The sequence below is a fragment of the Aeromonas sp. s12 genome (genome assembly GCF_040907925.1).
GTDB lineage: Bacteria > Pseudomonadota > Gammaproteobacteria > Enterobacterales > Aeromonadaceae > Aeromonas > Aeromonas veronii.
Genome location: NZ_JBFOCT010000018.1, coordinates 13,625 through 30,020, shown reverse-complemented (window position 1 = coordinate 30,020; position 16,396 = coordinate 13,625). Strand labels below are relative to the sequence as shown.

10 protein-coding genes are annotated in these 16,396 nt (G+C 53.2%); 2 read left to right on the top strand and 8 right to left on the bottom strand.

Translation table 11 applies throughout. The annotated features are described in order from the left end of the window. Positions 1-42: 42 nt before the first annotated feature. Positions 43-8,652 (bottom strand): LPD38 domain-containing protein, encoded by an 8,610-nt coding sequence (locus AB5Y67_RS09255; protein WP_368207688.1) that lies wholly within the window; start codon positions 8,650-8,652, stop codon positions 43-45. 407 nt (positions 8,653-9,059) lie between these two features. Here AB5Y67_RS09255 and AB5Y67_RS09250 point away from each other — a divergent pair, with 407 nt between their 5' ends. Continuing rightward, positions 9,060-10,118, top strand: a complete 1,059-nt coding sequence (locus AB5Y67_RS09250; RefSeq protein ID WP_005360826.1) for a heparan-alpha-glucosaminide N-acetyltransferase domain-containing protein — start codon at positions 9,060-9,062, stop codon at positions 10,116-10,118. A gap of 13 nt (positions 10,119-10,131) precedes the next feature. After that, on the top strand, positions 10,132-11,361 hold the full coding sequence (locus tag AB5Y67_RS09245) for a DUF1214 domain-containing protein (protein ID WP_368207687.1): 1,230 nt from the start codon (positions 10,132-10,134) through the stop codon (positions 11,359-11,361). 43 nt (positions 11,362-11,404) lie between these two features. Here the strand turns inward: AB5Y67_RS09245 and AB5Y67_RS09240 are convergent, their stop codons facing one another. The 7 genes from AB5Y67_RS09240 to AB5Y67_RS09210 all read right to left on the bottom strand — a co-directional run bounded on the left by AB5Y67_RS09240 (position 11,405) and on the right by AB5Y67_RS09210 (position 16,381). Continuing rightward, positions 11,405-11,782 (bottom strand): hypothetical protein, encoded by a 378-nt coding sequence (locus tag AB5Y67_RS09240; protein ID WP_368207686.1) that lies wholly within the window; start codon positions 11,780-11,782, stop codon positions 11,405-11,407. Positions 11,783-11,975: 193 nt separating this feature from the next. After that, positions 11,976-13,373, bottom strand: a complete 1,398-nt coding sequence (locus AB5Y67_RS09235; protein ID WP_368207685.1) for a hypothetical protein — start codon at positions 13,371-13,373, stop codon at positions 11,976-11,978. A gap of 11 nt (positions 13,374-13,384) precedes the next feature. Continuing rightward, positions 13,385-13,624, bottom strand: a complete 240-nt coding sequence (locus tag AB5Y67_RS09230; RefSeq protein WP_005360832.1) for a hypothetical protein — start codon at positions 13,622-13,624, stop codon at positions 13,385-13,387. Continuing rightward, a complete protein-coding gene (locus AB5Y67_RS09225; RefSeq protein ID WP_005360834.1) occupies positions 13,624-14,004 on the bottom strand; it encodes a hypothetical protein in 381 nt (126 codons plus the stop codon). Before AB5Y67_RS09225 ends, AB5Y67_RS09230 begins: the two co-directional genes overlap by 1 nt. A 10-nt stretch (positions 14,005-14,014) precedes the next feature. Continuing rightward, positions 14,015-14,581 carry a hypothetical protein gene (locus AB5Y67_RS09220; protein ID WP_236759459.1) on the bottom strand — a complete coding sequence of 189 codons (567 nt, stop codon included), beginning with the start codon at positions 14,579-14,581 and terminating at the stop codon, positions 14,015-14,017. A 76-nt stretch (positions 14,582-14,657) separates the two neighbouring features. After that, on the bottom strand, positions 14,658-15,014 hold the full coding sequence (locus AB5Y67_RS09215) for a hypothetical protein (RefSeq protein ID WP_005360836.1): 357 nt from the start codon (positions 15,012-15,014) through the stop codon (positions 14,658-14,660). Continuing rightward, positions 15,011-16,381, bottom strand: coding sequence for a hypothetical protein (locus AB5Y67_RS09210; protein ID WP_050552765.1), 1,371 nt, complete (start codon positions 16,379-16,381; stop codon positions 15,011-15,013). The genes AB5Y67_RS09215 and AB5Y67_RS09210 overlap by 4 nt, the downstream gene beginning before the upstream one ends. Positions 16,382-16,396 lie beyond the last annotated feature (15 nt).

The following is a 16,396-nucleotide window of genomic DNA, read 5'->3' as shown; positions in this document are numbered from 1 at the left end:
CCCTATTCCTGTTCCCCCCAAACAACCAGGGCCGCTATTTCACTATTCCCAGTTGTGGTGGTTTTGGTTTACTGCTGAGTACACCAGATCATTACGGCGGGAGAGTAATGCATCTATGCGCCTCCGCTTCTCTTCAGCGCCTAAAATCTTGTCACGCTGGATCAGCTCTATCTTGTTGCGTGCCACCCGTACTTGCTGCTGAGTCCGACTCAAACTACGACGCGACTTCAGGATCCCGCCCTGCTGTTCCAACAATTCGTTGGCCTTATCGGTTAGCCCTTCACTACGGTACTGATCAACGGTGCGTTTGAGCTGGTTCACCTCGCTGAGCATGCGGTAGAACTCTTGCATGTGTTGGGTCGATTTGGCCGGACCAGTGCCACGGTATACCGCCTTGACCAGTGGGATCTCATCCGCACGCCAGCTGGCAGATTCACCAGGGGTGCCTGCTCGGATCAACCCGTCTGCCGCCGCCATCACATAGCTGCCCATAGTGCCGGTGTAGCCGATCAGCAGATGCTCCAACTGCTTGGGTGAGAAGCCTGACAGCTCGCCCAGTTCGCGCATCAGCAAGCTGGTCTGCTCGTTGTAACGGGCCTCGGCACGAACAACCAAATCCTGAGGGCCATCGATGGGCCCACCGCGGAAGCTGTCATAGTTGAAGGCAGCCTCTACTATCGGCTTGACCAGTTGGGGGGTGGGGTTAAGGGCAAAGGTATCTCCGATCGCCCGGGCCACCGCCTTGCCGAACTGGGCGCCGGTGTCTTTGTCGCCTATGGCACGCACCATGCGCTCGGGAATGGTGCCGAACATCACCCCGATCTCGAACGGTTTGGGGATCCGGAAGTGCTGATCGCCAAGGAAGAAGTGCCAGTTGGTATCTTTGTCCCAGTCTTGCAGTTCCTCATACCGCTCATCGTCCCAGTTGGCAGCTAGCAGGCCGAGCGACATAGCGGTGATCATGCCAGCACGCTTGGCGATCTCGCGCGGGTTGTCACGCAACTCGCGGGTCAGCTTGCCCAGCCCCTGCAGGCGGGCATTGAAGAATGGCAGCACCATGGCCGCCCCCTGAATTGCTCGGGCAGCGCCCAGCATGGAGAAGTCCATCAAGTCCTTCGACTCAAAGGCAGCTTGGGCATGGCTCTTGCCAGCCTTGATGGCAGCATCATAGACCGCCTCACGGTTGGCATTCTCCAATCCCTCACCAAGCCTGTTGTACTTCTCCCATGCGTTAGCCACCACGCCTTTGGCATGGGCTGCATTGCGGATGATGGACTTCTCATACTTGGCGATCTGCTCTGGCGTCATCCCTTTGCGACGCAGCGACTTGCGCACCGTGTCAGCCATGGCGGTAGGGTCATTGCCGTTGACGTAGCCACCAAGGAAGCTGGCACCACTGAACATCACATCGATGGTGCTGCCATCCATGGCCAGGGTTTTTCTTACCCCCTTGATGGAGTCGATCACTGGCTTGAAGCCATCCTTGCTGATCACCCAGCTGGAGAGTGAGTCGCGCAAGAAGTTGCGCAGCATGAACTCAGGGGATGCGGTGACGCCGGCTGTCAGCAGGCGCTTGGCCTTGGCTGCCACATTAATCATGGTTCCGAACGGCTGACGATCGAAGAAGGTCATGGCGCGGTAAAGGTCAGGATCCACAACCCGGATCATGTAGTCCTCCCCCTCCAGCTTAACGGTGATCAAGTCCTTGCCATTCTTGAGGGCTCGCCAGTCCATCATGTTGGGCTTGGCCACCACCTCGATGAGACCAGTATCCGCTAGGTTCCAGACTGTTTTTTGCGCCGCCATGTTCTTCATGGAGGCGTCAATCAGCTTGGAGGTAGAGGTGAATATGTTCTCGAGCAGATCGTTGGTGTTGGCCTCACCCCCCTTGAGCTTCTTGATACCGGCATTCTGGTTGGCGATCCCCTTTGGCTTAAAGGGGGCGATCACGTCACCATCCTCAGATTCACGGAAGAAGGGGATATACCACTCGCTCTCGAACTCGGCCCTCGCCTCAGCGGTAAAGAGCCCAGCCTCCTGCGCTAGATCCAGCGTGGCGGCATTGAGCCGGTTCCAACGGGACTTCGCCTCGATGAATTTGGCCTCTTTGCCCTTGCCAACGCCTTTCAGCGCAGCGATGTCATTGGCATCGAGCAGGTTCTCACGCCCCTGTCCCAGCAGGATTTCAGCCCGGTGACCGGCCATCCAGCCAAGCCAGTTGTGCAAGTCGGCCCCCAGGTCAGAGAAGATCCCCAGCAACGCATCTTTCTCACCGGTTCCTGCTTTGCGCTGGATCACCCCATCCTTCCACTCCGGCAGGCCATAGAGCATGGTCGCCTGCATGGTGGAGGCCGCACCGGTGGCCATCCGTGCGGCGATATAGCCAGAGTCAGCGGCATCCGTAATGCCTGCTGCTTGCTCTGCATACTTGATGGGAGCCAAGGCATCGAGCACTTCGGTGTTGGCTTTCTTGATGAAGCGGTCAACCCATGACTGGACCACTCCGCGATCTACCGATCGCAGCTTGGCAAGGTTGGCTTTGGTGTTATCAATGATGTCTGGCTTGGGGCCCAGATTGAGTTTTTCCATCGCCTGGTCAGCGACGGTATTGGTTTGGCTGAATTTCAGACCATCAGGTGGGAGAGAACCATCGTCTCGAGGGCTTTCATGTTCGCCTCGTGCCGGCGCATGCGGTCCTGCCGCAGCGATTCGATCTCGGACTTTGTCAGCATCCTTGGCAAGGTTGATTCTGGAGAGTATATTTGAGTTTGGAACCCGTTCTGGTGAACCACGCTTGGGCAATTGCAGCCCTTGGGTCGAACCGAGCGGGTTTTGTTTTTCTCTCGCATAAAGTAATAAACCTTCATCTATCCAGCCCCAGAATTGGCTCCCAGGCCGACCATAAGTACTTGCTACACGATTAACGCTCGTACGTCCAGATGTCACATTCATATGAACTGCAACCATCACCGATTGCCCACTTCCGTCTTTAGCATCAATCAATATGGTTTTGGCACCCTGCTCTGTTTTTGAATCGAACACAGCAATAGGGTCGTGTAGCAACTCTGGCAGTTTTTCGATGATCGACATTGGCACATCATGCTTGACGCCATTTGTAGCCTTACGAACGATGTCCCTGGTAATACGAAGCGGAAGATCTGGTGCTCCGAGCGCTTGAATGACCGGTGGTGTACGTCCTAGCTCAATAACGATTTCACCACTCTTAGGTGATGTCATCGCCTTTGCTAATTGCTGCCGATATCCCTGCGCCTCGGAATGAACCGGCTTGAACACATCATCATCGTGCTCCGCCTCTTGGCTGAACTTCTTACCGCCATCAGGGCCATCATTATCAAGCCCCCCTAGTTTCATCTGCTTGCCCAGCCCCTCGATCAGGGTACGGGTCTCGGCGGCATTGATACCGTCAGGCACGAAACCAACTGAGCGCAGGGCCCGGGTCACCCATGCCACCACACGATCCCAGCCGCGGCCCCAGGCGTTTTGCTCCAGCTCAGCCAAGTGGGCAACCACCTCTTCGGCCTGAACCCCGATATCCTCATCGGCATAGTGAATATCTACCCAGTCCCATACGGCCTTCATACTGGGGTTTTTCTTGGACTGGATCAGGCGGCTCATCAGCTTGGTGTATCCACCATCGCCCAGCACATGGGCCAACCCATAGTGGGCCAGCACCTCATGGCGCAAGATCTCGCGCATCCGGGTAGGATTGGCAATCGTGTCGGCGGCCACATGCAGGGTGCTGGCGTCGTCATCAAACGCAGCTCGCCGGATCAACCCCTCTTTGGCATCCAGCCCCAGCGCCCGCTCAAGCTCTGCCTGGCTAGCGTGGATCTGCACATTAATGCCACTTGCCCCCTGGTACTGCCTGAACCATATCTTGGTGACCAGCTCCGCCTCTTTCTGGGTCAGGTGCTTAGCGGGCTTGTCGCCTTGCGCCATGGCTTGCTTGGAAAACAGGATCCGGCGATCCCCCTCCTCACGCTCTTCAATGGCGTCAAAGAACTGATCAAAACCAGCCCGGATGGCAGGAACCTCACCGGCTGTCGGGTAGGGATAACTCTCATCAAGTCGCATCCCCAGCGCAGCTTCTGCATCCCAGGACGCCTCACTGACAATGTTGGCCAGGTAATCGTTGCTGGCATTTTGGTCTTGTAGCTTTGCTATCAGATACGACTCGAACGCCCGGGCGCTCAGCTCTCGGTCGGTAGTCCAATACGCCTTACTTCGCTTGTCATCCAGTTTGCGCGACCGCTCCTTTAGCCCAGTCTGCTTGATTGCCCGGTTGACGGCACCGAAGGCCTCGATCATCTCTTTACGAACAGCGCCACGATGGGTGAATGGGTTACCCCGAGCAGTCAAAGACACATCCAGAGCCTCGGTCATCATGTCGCCTGGTTGGCCTCGAGTTCTGGCAAAGTAGCCATCAAGCGCATGCCACCATTCATGCCCTAACGAACCGGCTCCATTCATCTTGGTGAGGTTGATCACCACCTTGCCATGCTCATAGTGAGCCGCAGCCGGGTTTACCCCACCTGCTCCCCTGGCACCGAACGCCAACCCCAGCTCACCATTGAGTGACAATGCCTTGGGCGAGATCCCCAGCACCGCTGCCATATCCATCAACGCATCGTAGGCATGGTTCAAGTCCCGTTGACGGCGGCCCTGCTCCACCCAGTTACCGAACTCTACGCCGCGAAAACCAAATGCTTGTCCGAACAGCTCGGGGGTGATATCAGCCCCGCCGCGCATGTCCTCGCCCACACGAGGCTGATTGATATCACGGCGCTCATGCGGGATCTCTTTGGCCTTTTCCAACTTGCTGACCAGCTCGTCATAGTGGTCATCCCGGTACTGTCTGGCATCACTGACGTTATCGAATGCCTCTGTCAGGTCCAGGTGGTTACGGCCCACTTTCTTCCCGACGATCCAGCCTTGCCCATTACGACGGCTATAGATTGCGAACGAGACTGCTTTGGGTTTAGTTCCCTCTTGCGTTAATTGGTCATAACGATGCTTGAACGCCGCAATAACCTCTGCCTTGCTTGTTCCTGATGCGATAGTGCGGGGCCAGCTACCGAAAACACTCGACTTACTCTCGCGGCTAATGGCCCAAATTCCCTTGGGTGGGTCGTACTTCACCCCATCGTAGAGGCTGTAACTGCCCAGGTTGAGCGTCAGGTCTGCCAGACTTCGTTGATGACCGACTGCCACATAGAGGTCTGCCCGGTGCTGAATGGCATGGGCACTGCGCAAGCTAGCGCTCGACATCACACGTTTTGCCGTATCCGCATCAATAGTGCCATCCATCAGTCCAAGAGACAGGTCACGCAGCGACTTCACCGCCTGCGCCCAATTGCCGACCTTATAGCTAACCCGAGGCTTAGCTGGGATCGCGTCACGAGCAGCCCTGGCAATGGCAACGGCATGGCGATCCACCCCTGACTCAATCAACTTGTCATAGTCTGGTGCTGGCCATGCCTTGGAGAGCGGCAGCGCCTTTATCTGCTCCGTGGTCTCCCCTTCAACGGTGTCGCGGTACGCCGTCCAGGTATCCTTGCGCGCCCCACCAATCTTCTCGCCAAAGTCTGCAATCTTGCTCTGTGACTCGGCCTTGCCAGCCACCACAGGCTTGGTGGTATCACCGTCACTGAGCCAACGCTTAAACGCCTCAATCGGCATGGCCTTGATGGCGCCCAGCCCCTTCCAGCCCTTTTCAAAGTTGGCAAGGTAACCATCCCGAGCGGCCTGCTCATCAGCAAAGCCCATCATCACCTTGTGCTCGTCAAACTTGCCGGTCTTGGGGTCCACCTGATCCACCACATAGACCGTCTCGCCATCTAGCTGATCACCAATAAACACATCAACGTGATCACCATCAGCGCCGAGCGTGCGTTTGATGTAGCCGTAGTCGTGGGCCATGGTCGATTGCCACGCCTTGCCGTCCTGATCGGTACCGGAGCGGGTGGAGCCCTTGGGGTTCTCGAGTGCGATATCCAGCCCCTGCAGCGTGAGGTGCCCCTTCTTGTAGTTACCCGCCTCTTTCTGTGCGTCGGTGGGCGCTGGCGCCACATCGGCGCGAGCAGCTTCGATCTGCTGCACCGGCTCACTGGCAGCAGGCTTGGCAAGCTCCCGCACCTTGGCAGCTGACGACGTGGCCACTACCAGCCCACCTTTGCCTGGGATCACCTTCACGCCGGTGTCCTTGGCCCAGCGCTTGATCATGGGCAGATCGCCTTTCAGGGTGATGGTGCCGTCAGGGTTATCAATGGCTTCATGCCAGGGCTTAGGATGAGCTACCGGTGTGTCAGCCCCAGAAACAACAACCCCGGCATCAGTGGCCGGGGCTGTTAGTGTCGGGTCATCAAGAGATGGTCCATCTGGTGTAGGTAGAGCAGCAACGAGATCTGGCGGATCTCCGGCTCTAGTTCGGTCGGTGAGTTCGGTAGGTGTTGGCCCAGAACCTGCTGCAGCTGGTTGGCCTGCTCCTGGCTGATCACCTTGTCGCTCACTGCTGACTGCAGGTACTGGAGTAACTGGCTCATTGATCACCTCTGCTTGTTGTTGGCTGGAATGGGTATCGTCGAGTTGCCCGGTTCTGGCTTGCGCCACCTCTGCAATCTCGGCCACCCCAAAACCGCCTCCATTGAGCGGCACTGGGGTCTCCTTTCCTTTGCGACTGGCAAGCTGAGCCTCTTTTTCACTGGCGAACGGCTTGCCCTTGCGGGTAATACGTAACGATTGAAGCGGGCCAAAGATTGAATCGGTCTCGCTCCCAGCTCGAGTGATCGCTTGATCACGAGCCTGTGTGGCAACCTCTGCGGCATACTGCGACTCAATACCTGGCTCAAATGTGGCACCCTGTAACGCCTCACGTTGAGCCAAGCTCTCTTTTTGCTTCTGCTCGGCCGTCTGCCGATAGCCCTCTATCTCTCGCTCTTGTTCGGTTGGCGCCCTCAGAGCGTTCGGTTTGCGCCCCTCTGCTGCAACTTGTGAGGCAGTTTTGTTGCCAGCGAACGGATCCACCCCAAGTGCGCCAGACTGAGCCTGCTCGTAGAGGCTTGGCCCCTGCTCCCCCCTGTTGATCTGGGCTGCAACCAACTCTTGCACCGACGAGCCGAACTCACCAGACAGGGCGCGCTGTACCTCCGTATCCTCAGCCATCCCCTTGAAGCGCTCGGCAGTATCGTCCTGACGCAGATAGGCAGGTACATCCCTCATTTCATCAAACTGGCTTTGGCTTGGGCCAAGCGGATTTTGTTCGGTACTGGTTGGCCCAGGCTCTGCCAAATCATCCACTGCTGCGACCAGATCAGGTCCAACAGGCACGGTTGCCGGGTCAGTCTGCACTTGCTCGCCCAGATCAACGGGCGCCCCATCGACAGCAGGGTCTGACCCTGCTTGCCCGTTCTCGCTATCAACCTGCTGCTTACCACCACGCAGGCCGCCAGCAGCACCGACAACGCCACCCGTGCCCATACCGATAAGGCCACCTTCCAGCGCACTCGATACCACCCCTTTCATCGGGTCGATGTCTGCAGCAGCTACTTCATTCAATGCTTCATTCACCGCATATTGCTGAACGCCCTCTTCAAGTGTCTCGCCAACGCCCTCACCCAGCGTACCCTTGGCAGCGCCTTTTAGCATGCCGCCCACAGCCACCTTGCCTGCAAGCATCTTGAACAACATGGCATCACCCATCATGGAGCCCATGGCAGCGGCGCCCCAGGTCTTCGCATCGCTCATGGTGGCGCGGCTGGCCAGATTGGCTGTCTCTTCCCGGGCCTGAGCCAGCTTTTCCTCGTCAGAGAGGCGCTCAGTTTGCTGATCTTGGTCGATACGAGTAAAGGTCTGGCGGAAGATGTTACTGGCCGCCAGCTCGTCATAACTCATGCCAAGCACTGTCTCGCGCGTGTTCACCCCAGCACTACCAACCGACCCCGTTGCCCCCGTAGTAATGGCTGCACCGGTCGCAAGTTTGGAGACGGTCTTGGCGGCCACCGCCTCGGCCACCTGGAGCGTGGCACCACGTTTGACCATCGAAGCCGTCACCGCCCGCCCAATGCTGACCTTGGCTGCAACACCAGTCACGCCGCCGGCCAGCAGGGTCGGCACCAAAGAGCCAACGCCCTGCGCCATCTTCATAGCCCAGACATCGATATCACCCGCGCCATCCCCTATGGTGAGGCGCCCCTCTGGGGTCTCATCGACCAAACGACGGTTGATGGCCACTTTGGCATCGGGGCTCATACCTTCTGTCAGTGATCCGGCCCCCGACTTAGCCAGATCCCCGGCGCCCGCCACAACATCCAGTATGGGGCTGAGCTTGCTCGCCATGTTGGCGCGCGCCTGATCTAGGTAGTCCCCCCCCTGCTTGCCCACATTTTTTTTGCCAAACTCACTGGCCTGGCCCGCCAGCTCACCGATCCCGCCGACCAGATCCAGCGCACCGGCACCAATGCCTCGTGCTAGATCGCCTAGGCCTACATCAAGATTGCGAGCCGGAGCGGCACTGGAGAGAGGCGGGGCAGAGGCTGCTGACAGGCTGCTGTCTAGGTTGCTCCAAAACGGAGTGTTACGGGTATCAGACTGCTCCGGTTGTGGCAGTGCGTCACGTAGTCCTGGCTTATCCATGTAATCCTCGACTATCTGGCAAAAGAAAAGCCCCGACCGGCGAACCGATCAGGGCTTGGATATGTGAGGCCGATCAAAAAACAGACTGACCGATAATGGATAGATGCTAACGCTGGGCAGCGGATCAGGCAAGTAATCGATACATGTTACGTCAAGAACCGGATATTTATTGACGCTCTCATCATTTTACCAACACGCCTTACTCAACAGAATTTCCACATCAAAACAAAACGTTCAACACATTTGAATCATTCCCATATAAAACTCAATACAAATACCTATAAGGGAATAGCAAAAAGACTATAAATATAATGACAACCCTGTAATTAATCAATGATATACAATCTCATATGGCGCTCCTAAATCTAATAACGTACAGTACTCGGACACTTCACAGGGATAAATAAATGTCGAGTAAACTTCCATTTTTAGACTTGGCTCGCGGTTTGGCTGCAATATTTATGGTGTGTACTCATGTAGTGAGTGTTAACACAAAGACTCAAATTGCAGAACATTCTATATTTGGAAAGGTTATAACATTACTAGGTGAAGCCCCTGCCGCCCCAGTATTCATGGTTGTCATGGGGATTCTATATGCATATAAGAAAGAGCATCATTTTACGCACGATATAAAGCGCTCATTTTCATTATTTGCTAAAGGGTACTACCTGAATTTATTACGATTAGTAGTCCCCTTTACCCTCTTCTTATTTTATATGCCATTTGATACAAGTGAGCCGGATGATAAATTGACAAACTTTGCCGATGATATCATCTCGAATTTACTTGTAGTTGATATCCTACAAGTCGCAGGCCTATCATATTTGATAATGGCGATAGTCAATAAATTACAACTTAATGATGTTTGCATAACGCTTCTGATACTATTGGTTTTGGTGTACTCCCCTTTTATATGGGGCCTTGGAACCTATGTTCCATTTTGGGGAAGGTTACTCGAACCATTATGGGGTATTAATGGGGAAATGGTTTCATTCCCTCTATTCCCATGGGTCATCTATCCATTGATTGGCATGATCCTTGGTAGAAGATATAGTAATCCACTTACACTAACAACACAGGTAATGGGGTATCAATTTTGTTTTGGTGTATGTTTATCCTTTATTGGTATACTCATTTCTCAAACTAATATTTCATTTCACTTTGGTGATTACTGGAGAACCGGCCCTGGTGGACTAGTATTATACATTGGATTTATTATGCAATGGCTTGCACTCATGTTCTTCATATCTCCATACATCCATAAAGGTCTTTTTAATATCATTGGTTTTATAAGCACACACATCACCAATTTCTATATTGTACAGTGGGTCCTTATTTCAGCGAGCATTGTCGTACTTAATCAGTATAAACTAGATATAATCGAGTCACTTGTAGCTATTATCATAATAATCGCAATGTCATTTTTAATTTGCAAGAAATTACAGAAACACAATATAAACTTATAGTAGGAGAAAACTTATGAAAATATTTATATGTATGCTAGGTTTGGTTTTATCTGGTGGTGCCTTTGCAAAGGATAATCGAGATGGGATTGCCTATTCGATAATATCACTTAATCAAAAGATCATAAACTTCGATAACTCATTGAACTTGGATAACTCCATTCGAGAGCAAGGCGTTGATTTTCTATACGATAGCTTATCTCTTGCCAATGAAGTTTTTATCGACAAGGCCTCCATCGGATCCCCATCATTCGTTGATTGGATCACTACATCACGTAAAACAGCCGGTGATAACCCTTGGACACGCTATCGCTCCACAATGATCAAAGGCGAGAGCAGTTATGTTTTAGAAGGTAAATTCGGTGATACGCTTTACCTTGGCATTCAAGTTTATACATTACGTGATGGAAGAAACGTGGCTCTTCCAGAAAAAAATGTTTCAACAGATAACATCAAAGTTGGGGATAATGGAACTTTCCGTATCGAGATCGGTCCTACAGCTGCAGAAAATGGGATCACAACTGATGCCAATGACTACATGCTAATTGTTCGTGAGTATTATGCTAATGGCGCCGTTAGAAAAAATGCGCCAGCCGAGTTGATGATCAAACAAACTGATGGTGATTTTGACACTCCATTCATTGCCTCATCATCAGAACGAATTACACGAGCCAGTGCCTTTTTGACTAGTTTGGTTGAAAGCTCACTTGATCTCACATCCCAAATGAGTAAAAGCAAAAATACAAGTGCAGATGTAAACCCTAGACCTGACCTCGTTCAAGCACTCTTTCCCACCACTGATAATCGCTATGATGGTTTCTACATTCAACTTGAAAATGACAAAGCAATTAAGCTGACTGGTAAAATACCTGCCAATTTAAAGTATGCATCTATCACATATTACAACCCTTACTATGCTACTGTTGATTATGATAAGAATAAGACTTACATCACTAAAGATGAATTAGAATTGAATGCAGATGGCAGCTACGAAGTCTATATAACTAAGTTTGACATCAAAGATAAAAAGAATCTTATTACCACTCAAGGATATAATGAAGGCGTTATATCGGTACGATACCTTGGAAAAGAAGAAATTGAATTTGAAACCAAGGTTATTGATGTAAATGATATACCAAACAAAGATATTAAGAAGGATGAACGTAATGGTGGTGGCGGTTCAGTACCTGCTGAACTGTTAATTTTAGGTGCTGTATATATGGCAAGGAAGAGCTTGGTAAGTTGATGTCAAGTATAAAGCCACCGTGTATCGGTGGCTTTATAACAACTCAATGCTGACAGGTATATGGGATTTCTGTTGTAAATTTAATTACCTTTTCTACGGACACAACTGCATCATAATCTTCCGCAAAACCATCGTCCGCCTTACCCTCATCAACACCATAAAACTCTATATAAACCTTTGGGTACATATATCCACGTTCGGCTCTAATCTTGTTTATTTCTTTTTCCACATCATCCATAACTTGGGGTTGTTTCACATCTAACCAAAAATCCTTTCCCCCTCCACAGGGGGAAAAAGAACTGACTTCAAATCCTTCTGAATAAACACCTCGCCAAGGCTTTTGTTCTGAGAACGAACTTGAGCAGCCTGTAGCAAGTGAAGCAAGTGAAGCAATAAAAACTGAAAATAATAGCTTTCTCATTTAAAACTCCAATTGAATTGAGATTTGTGATTTAAGCTCACATCACATCCAAACACATCCCTTATATCATGAGCCCAACACTCTCCCCAAATAAAGTAATGACAACCGCCACAATTGATGATCTTAATAATTAATGAAAAGGTTATCTGCAAACATCGTTCTCATCTATTGAATGGCCCCCCCTAAAACGCGACTATTTGACATGCCCTTGGCTCATGGCCTGATAAGCACTAGTTTGCGTATCTCGAAGGCGGCTAGCCGTTACGGTTGCCAGCTCAGCTTTCTTGTGTGATACCGCCTGCTGGCGCCATATTTCAAAAGCAGTGTTCATTCTGGCCGGGTTCTCAAGCAAGCTATTAAGCTTGCCGTGCTGGTTCGCCTCTTTGACGAACTGCAGGCGATCGGGATCGCCACCAGCCCATGCCTTGAGTGGTGCTTCCTGCTTTGGCTCGTCGGTTTTGCTGGTCATGCCATATGTCTCGGTCAACGCAGCTTTGCTCTGCTCAAGCTGGGCATCCAGCGACTCGAGTTGGATATCCTTATCTTCAGTGTTGCTTGAAGAGATCCGCGCCCGGTTCTGTCCATGCTGACTTTCAAGATTGGTCACAGCCTTCTTGTAACCGGCCGGGTCTGGGCCTGCAGCCAGGCCGAGCGAGGCCCGCAACTGATCTGCATTGCCAATCATGTGCTTTGCCAAGGCAGCTCGTTGGTACGCAGGCTTTAAGAAGTCGTTGATGGGGATCACCTTGGGGGGATCGTCAGGTGACGAACTCCGATTATTGGTGACCGGTCGCACATCCTTGCTGCCATCGTCATAGGTGACTTCCACCCCCAGTACCACCCCGCGCCCGTCCGGGCTCACCATGATGTTGTTGAGCTGTTTAGCGGTGATGGTCTTGCCGGTGTCAGGGTCGATATCACCCACCCCCTTATTGACCTCATCCTGATAGAGGGTCCCAGCCGCCTTGATAAACTTGGGATCATTAACCATCGCGTGGCCTTCTGGCGTTGAGGGGTCTAGCTTGCCCTCTTGTGCCTGGCGCATCAGGTTGCCAGCATAGGTGACGAAGGTCTTCCCAGCCTCAGCATAGTCCTGCTGCAGGTAGCGCTCAGGATTGTAAGATCCTGCCCGCTTATCACGTACCACCCCCCAGAATTGCTCACCGGGATCTTTCCCCTCGGCCACAGCCTGCCAACCAGACTGGATAATGGGGTAATTCTCCTGTTGGAACAGTTGCTTCTCACGTTGGTCACGCTGCCACTGATACTCCTGCTGCTGACGAGCTTCACCGGCATTGGCGCGACGTTCTGCAGCTCCCGCCCGCGCTTCAGAAGCCTTAACTTGTCGCTCAGTCAGTGAAAACTGCTTGTCATAGCGCTCGTCCGCCAAATTATCTCGCGTCTTTGAGTAGTCCACTCCCTCCTGGTAACGCGCATCAGCGACTTGCTGCCGATCCTGCTCGTTCTGCCACATGGCATCGCGCAAGCTCATGGACTTATCCATACGCTCATCGTCTTTTTGGCCACGCTGATAACGGTCCATGGTATTGAACCCGGCAAGAAACCCCTCTGCCAATCCTGATACGCCCATCCCTTACCCCCTTAAAACAGGCTGTCAGCCAGAAAACCAATGCCACCACCAACCAACGCTCCGACCGGGCCGCCCACCATCATGCCGATCCCGGCACCAGCACCTACCGAGCTCATGGTCTGCCCTTTGCGAGCAGTCTTGAGGCTCTTGTTTGCCGTCTCAACCTCTTGCTCTCGGCTTGCCGCATCACGCAGGCCAGCCATTCCCTGCTGGCGCGTCTGGGCTCCGATATCCAAAATCCCGTATCCCATTACATTCCCCCACCAGTTTTAATTGCATCACGCAGCCCGGCATCAGCACCGGTCAAGATCCCCATCTGGCGAGCCTGCTCCTGCTCACGTAAACCATTCTCGGTTCCTGCCGTCATCAAAGCCGAACGCAGCCCCTGGCTGTTGTCGCTGGCAAGTGAGGGGGCCGCAACCCCCATGCGGGCATTGCGATTAGCCGTGGCCTGCTGAGCCGAACGCAAGGCATTCGCATTATTCCCATCCACCCGGCCAAGTTGGTCTTGGAGCAACTTGCCATTGGTTGCCAGCTCCATCAGCTCTTTCTGCTTGGGGTAAAAGCGGGTCTTCCAATCCTGGTATTGCTCTCGGGTAATCTTTGCGTAAGTGTCTGCGGCGTATCCCATCGTTTACCCCTTAGTAACCCTTGCCCTGCAGCACCGATGCTGTCGGGCTGATCTTCTTGCTACCCACCGCGACCGGAGGCTTCAGCTGCCCAAGCCCATAAGCGGTGGCACCACCGGCTAATGTGCCCACCAATCCTGCCGTTGCCTGCTTATCCTTGAACGAGGTCTGGGCATCGATCACCGCCTTGCGCAAGCTGGAATTGGCCACATCGCCCATACCGGCGAGAGATTCGGCCTTCTGGCCGGCGCCAATGCTCACCACATCCTTGAGGCCAGCCACATACTTGTCTTGCTGGCTGGACTGGGCTCGGTTGGTGGTATCGGTCTGGCTCAAGGCCTGGTCTGTCTCCAGACCTTCCATTGCGGCCTGATACTTACCGCTGGTCGGATCGACCCCTCCTCCTGCCAAGTCATCCGCCAGTCCAGAACGCGCCTCACCAAAGGCTTGCGCAGTTCCAAGAGCCGCAGTACCAGACAATTTGTCATATTCCCGATCGCTGTTGAGGTTATCGACCTTGTCCATGAAGATGTCCTCATACTGCTGCAGGTCGTTCTTGTAGAGGTCCCATTGCTCCATGGCCACGCCAGCCGCCGCCTTTTGAGCCTCTGTTTCCTTGATTTCGTTCGAGCCACCCTTCCCCATCACCCACCTCTCACAGGTTGATCTGAAATACGTACAAGCCGTCAGCATCGTCCGGCTGACGCACCCACCCCATTCCTGGTGCCAGCTTGAGCCACCCTTTGCGCGCAGAATGAAAGCGCAGCCAGCGAGCACCGATCATGCGGGCTAACCGCCTTACCTCTGGCAGGTGACACTTAGGGGCTCCGCCATCGCCCCAACCTACCCACACCAGCACGCCGGTAGTTCCCCGTTCGCTGACTGGCTTCAAGACGAAACCGTCATCACCACGCACAAACAAAAACGCCACCCGGTTACGGATGGCGTCTTGAAGTTCGGCGGATAGATTAGGGTTGCCGGTGTCGCTGGCTATGCGGTGGATCGGCTTCATGAAAGAGACCCGCCTTGTTTGAACATCACGACGCGCCCATTCTGGCTGGCATCGCTTCTGACCCAGCCATTCCCTCTGGAACGTCGGATCCTGACAGTAACCAAGGGTTCGCTGTTCGCAGGAACAGTTATGTCTCCACCATAAGCACCCACCTCATTCGTCCTAGTAACTGGACCTGATGATGGATTTGAGGTAGCTGACACTTCCACACGAACTGTGAATGTTTTCACCAACGCGCTATCCATCAGGATCTCGACCTGCATCTCTGTTGAATTATCACGAGTCAGGGTCCCTGAACCGGGTCCTTCCGCTGTCACAGAACACCCTACCAAGCCACATAGATTGGGTATCGTAAGTGTCCGATTAAACCCGACAGCTTGGTTCACTTTGATCCGTGCCACGTCGATTGGTCCAACGCCATTGCCATTGTGTGAACACGCATAATCTCGTGCGACATAAACGTCACCAACTATCCGATCGGCATACACCGTCCCTCTGACAATGCAATCCTGCTCAATCGTGCAGTTTCCTAGGGTCATGTTTTTGACATACCCACCCTCCGCCCGTAGGCGATTGGTAAACAGACTGCCATCGGCATAGATCATGGTGTACCAACCCCAGCTCCACCCAGCATAGGGACCACCTTTACCAAATCCCGCAGCCCCCCCAGCCATGAAGGAATTACCCATATCGAGCTGGCCGCCTGTGATCAAGGGAGCACTGATACTGACCCCTGCCTTGATATAGTCGGCGGTTATCTTCTCTGAGTGCAGGATCTGGATGGTTGCAGCCTTGATAACTGCCTCTTTGATGGCAACCCGGCCATCATCAGTAACCCCGAATATGATCTCTTTCGCACTCGGGTTTGCCGGGTTATAGATTGCAAATTTGGTAGCTGAAGCAATGATTTCATCTACGTCAGGACTGGTTTTGGCCTTCAAGCCTGCGGTGCTGTGCAGTGGCCCTGTCAGTCCATTCTTGTTGATGAAACGCACCCAGTAATAGGCGGTATATCCCTTCCCTACGGCGTCTGAGTAGACATTCGCCAGAGTGGTACCGATCGCCACTGCGATGGCGGGATTGTCCACCTCTGCTCGCAATATCTCAGCGTATGAGTGTCCTTTATACCCGGGGATATCCCAAGTTAGGGTGATGGTATGAAATGCTCCGTCAGCGGTAACACTTGTCGGAGCAACGGGCAATTGCACACCAGACCACTCAGGGTCTGTCGGCTTATCTGGTGGCACTTCTGGTACGACAGCCCCATTGCCGTTGCGACGCAGGTTGATCATGCCAATGGCTGCGGCTTCTCGCAGCGTCAGCGCTTTATCCAGCCGGTCCCCTTTCTGACCGGTCAGGATCTGCATGTTTTCAGTCAGTCC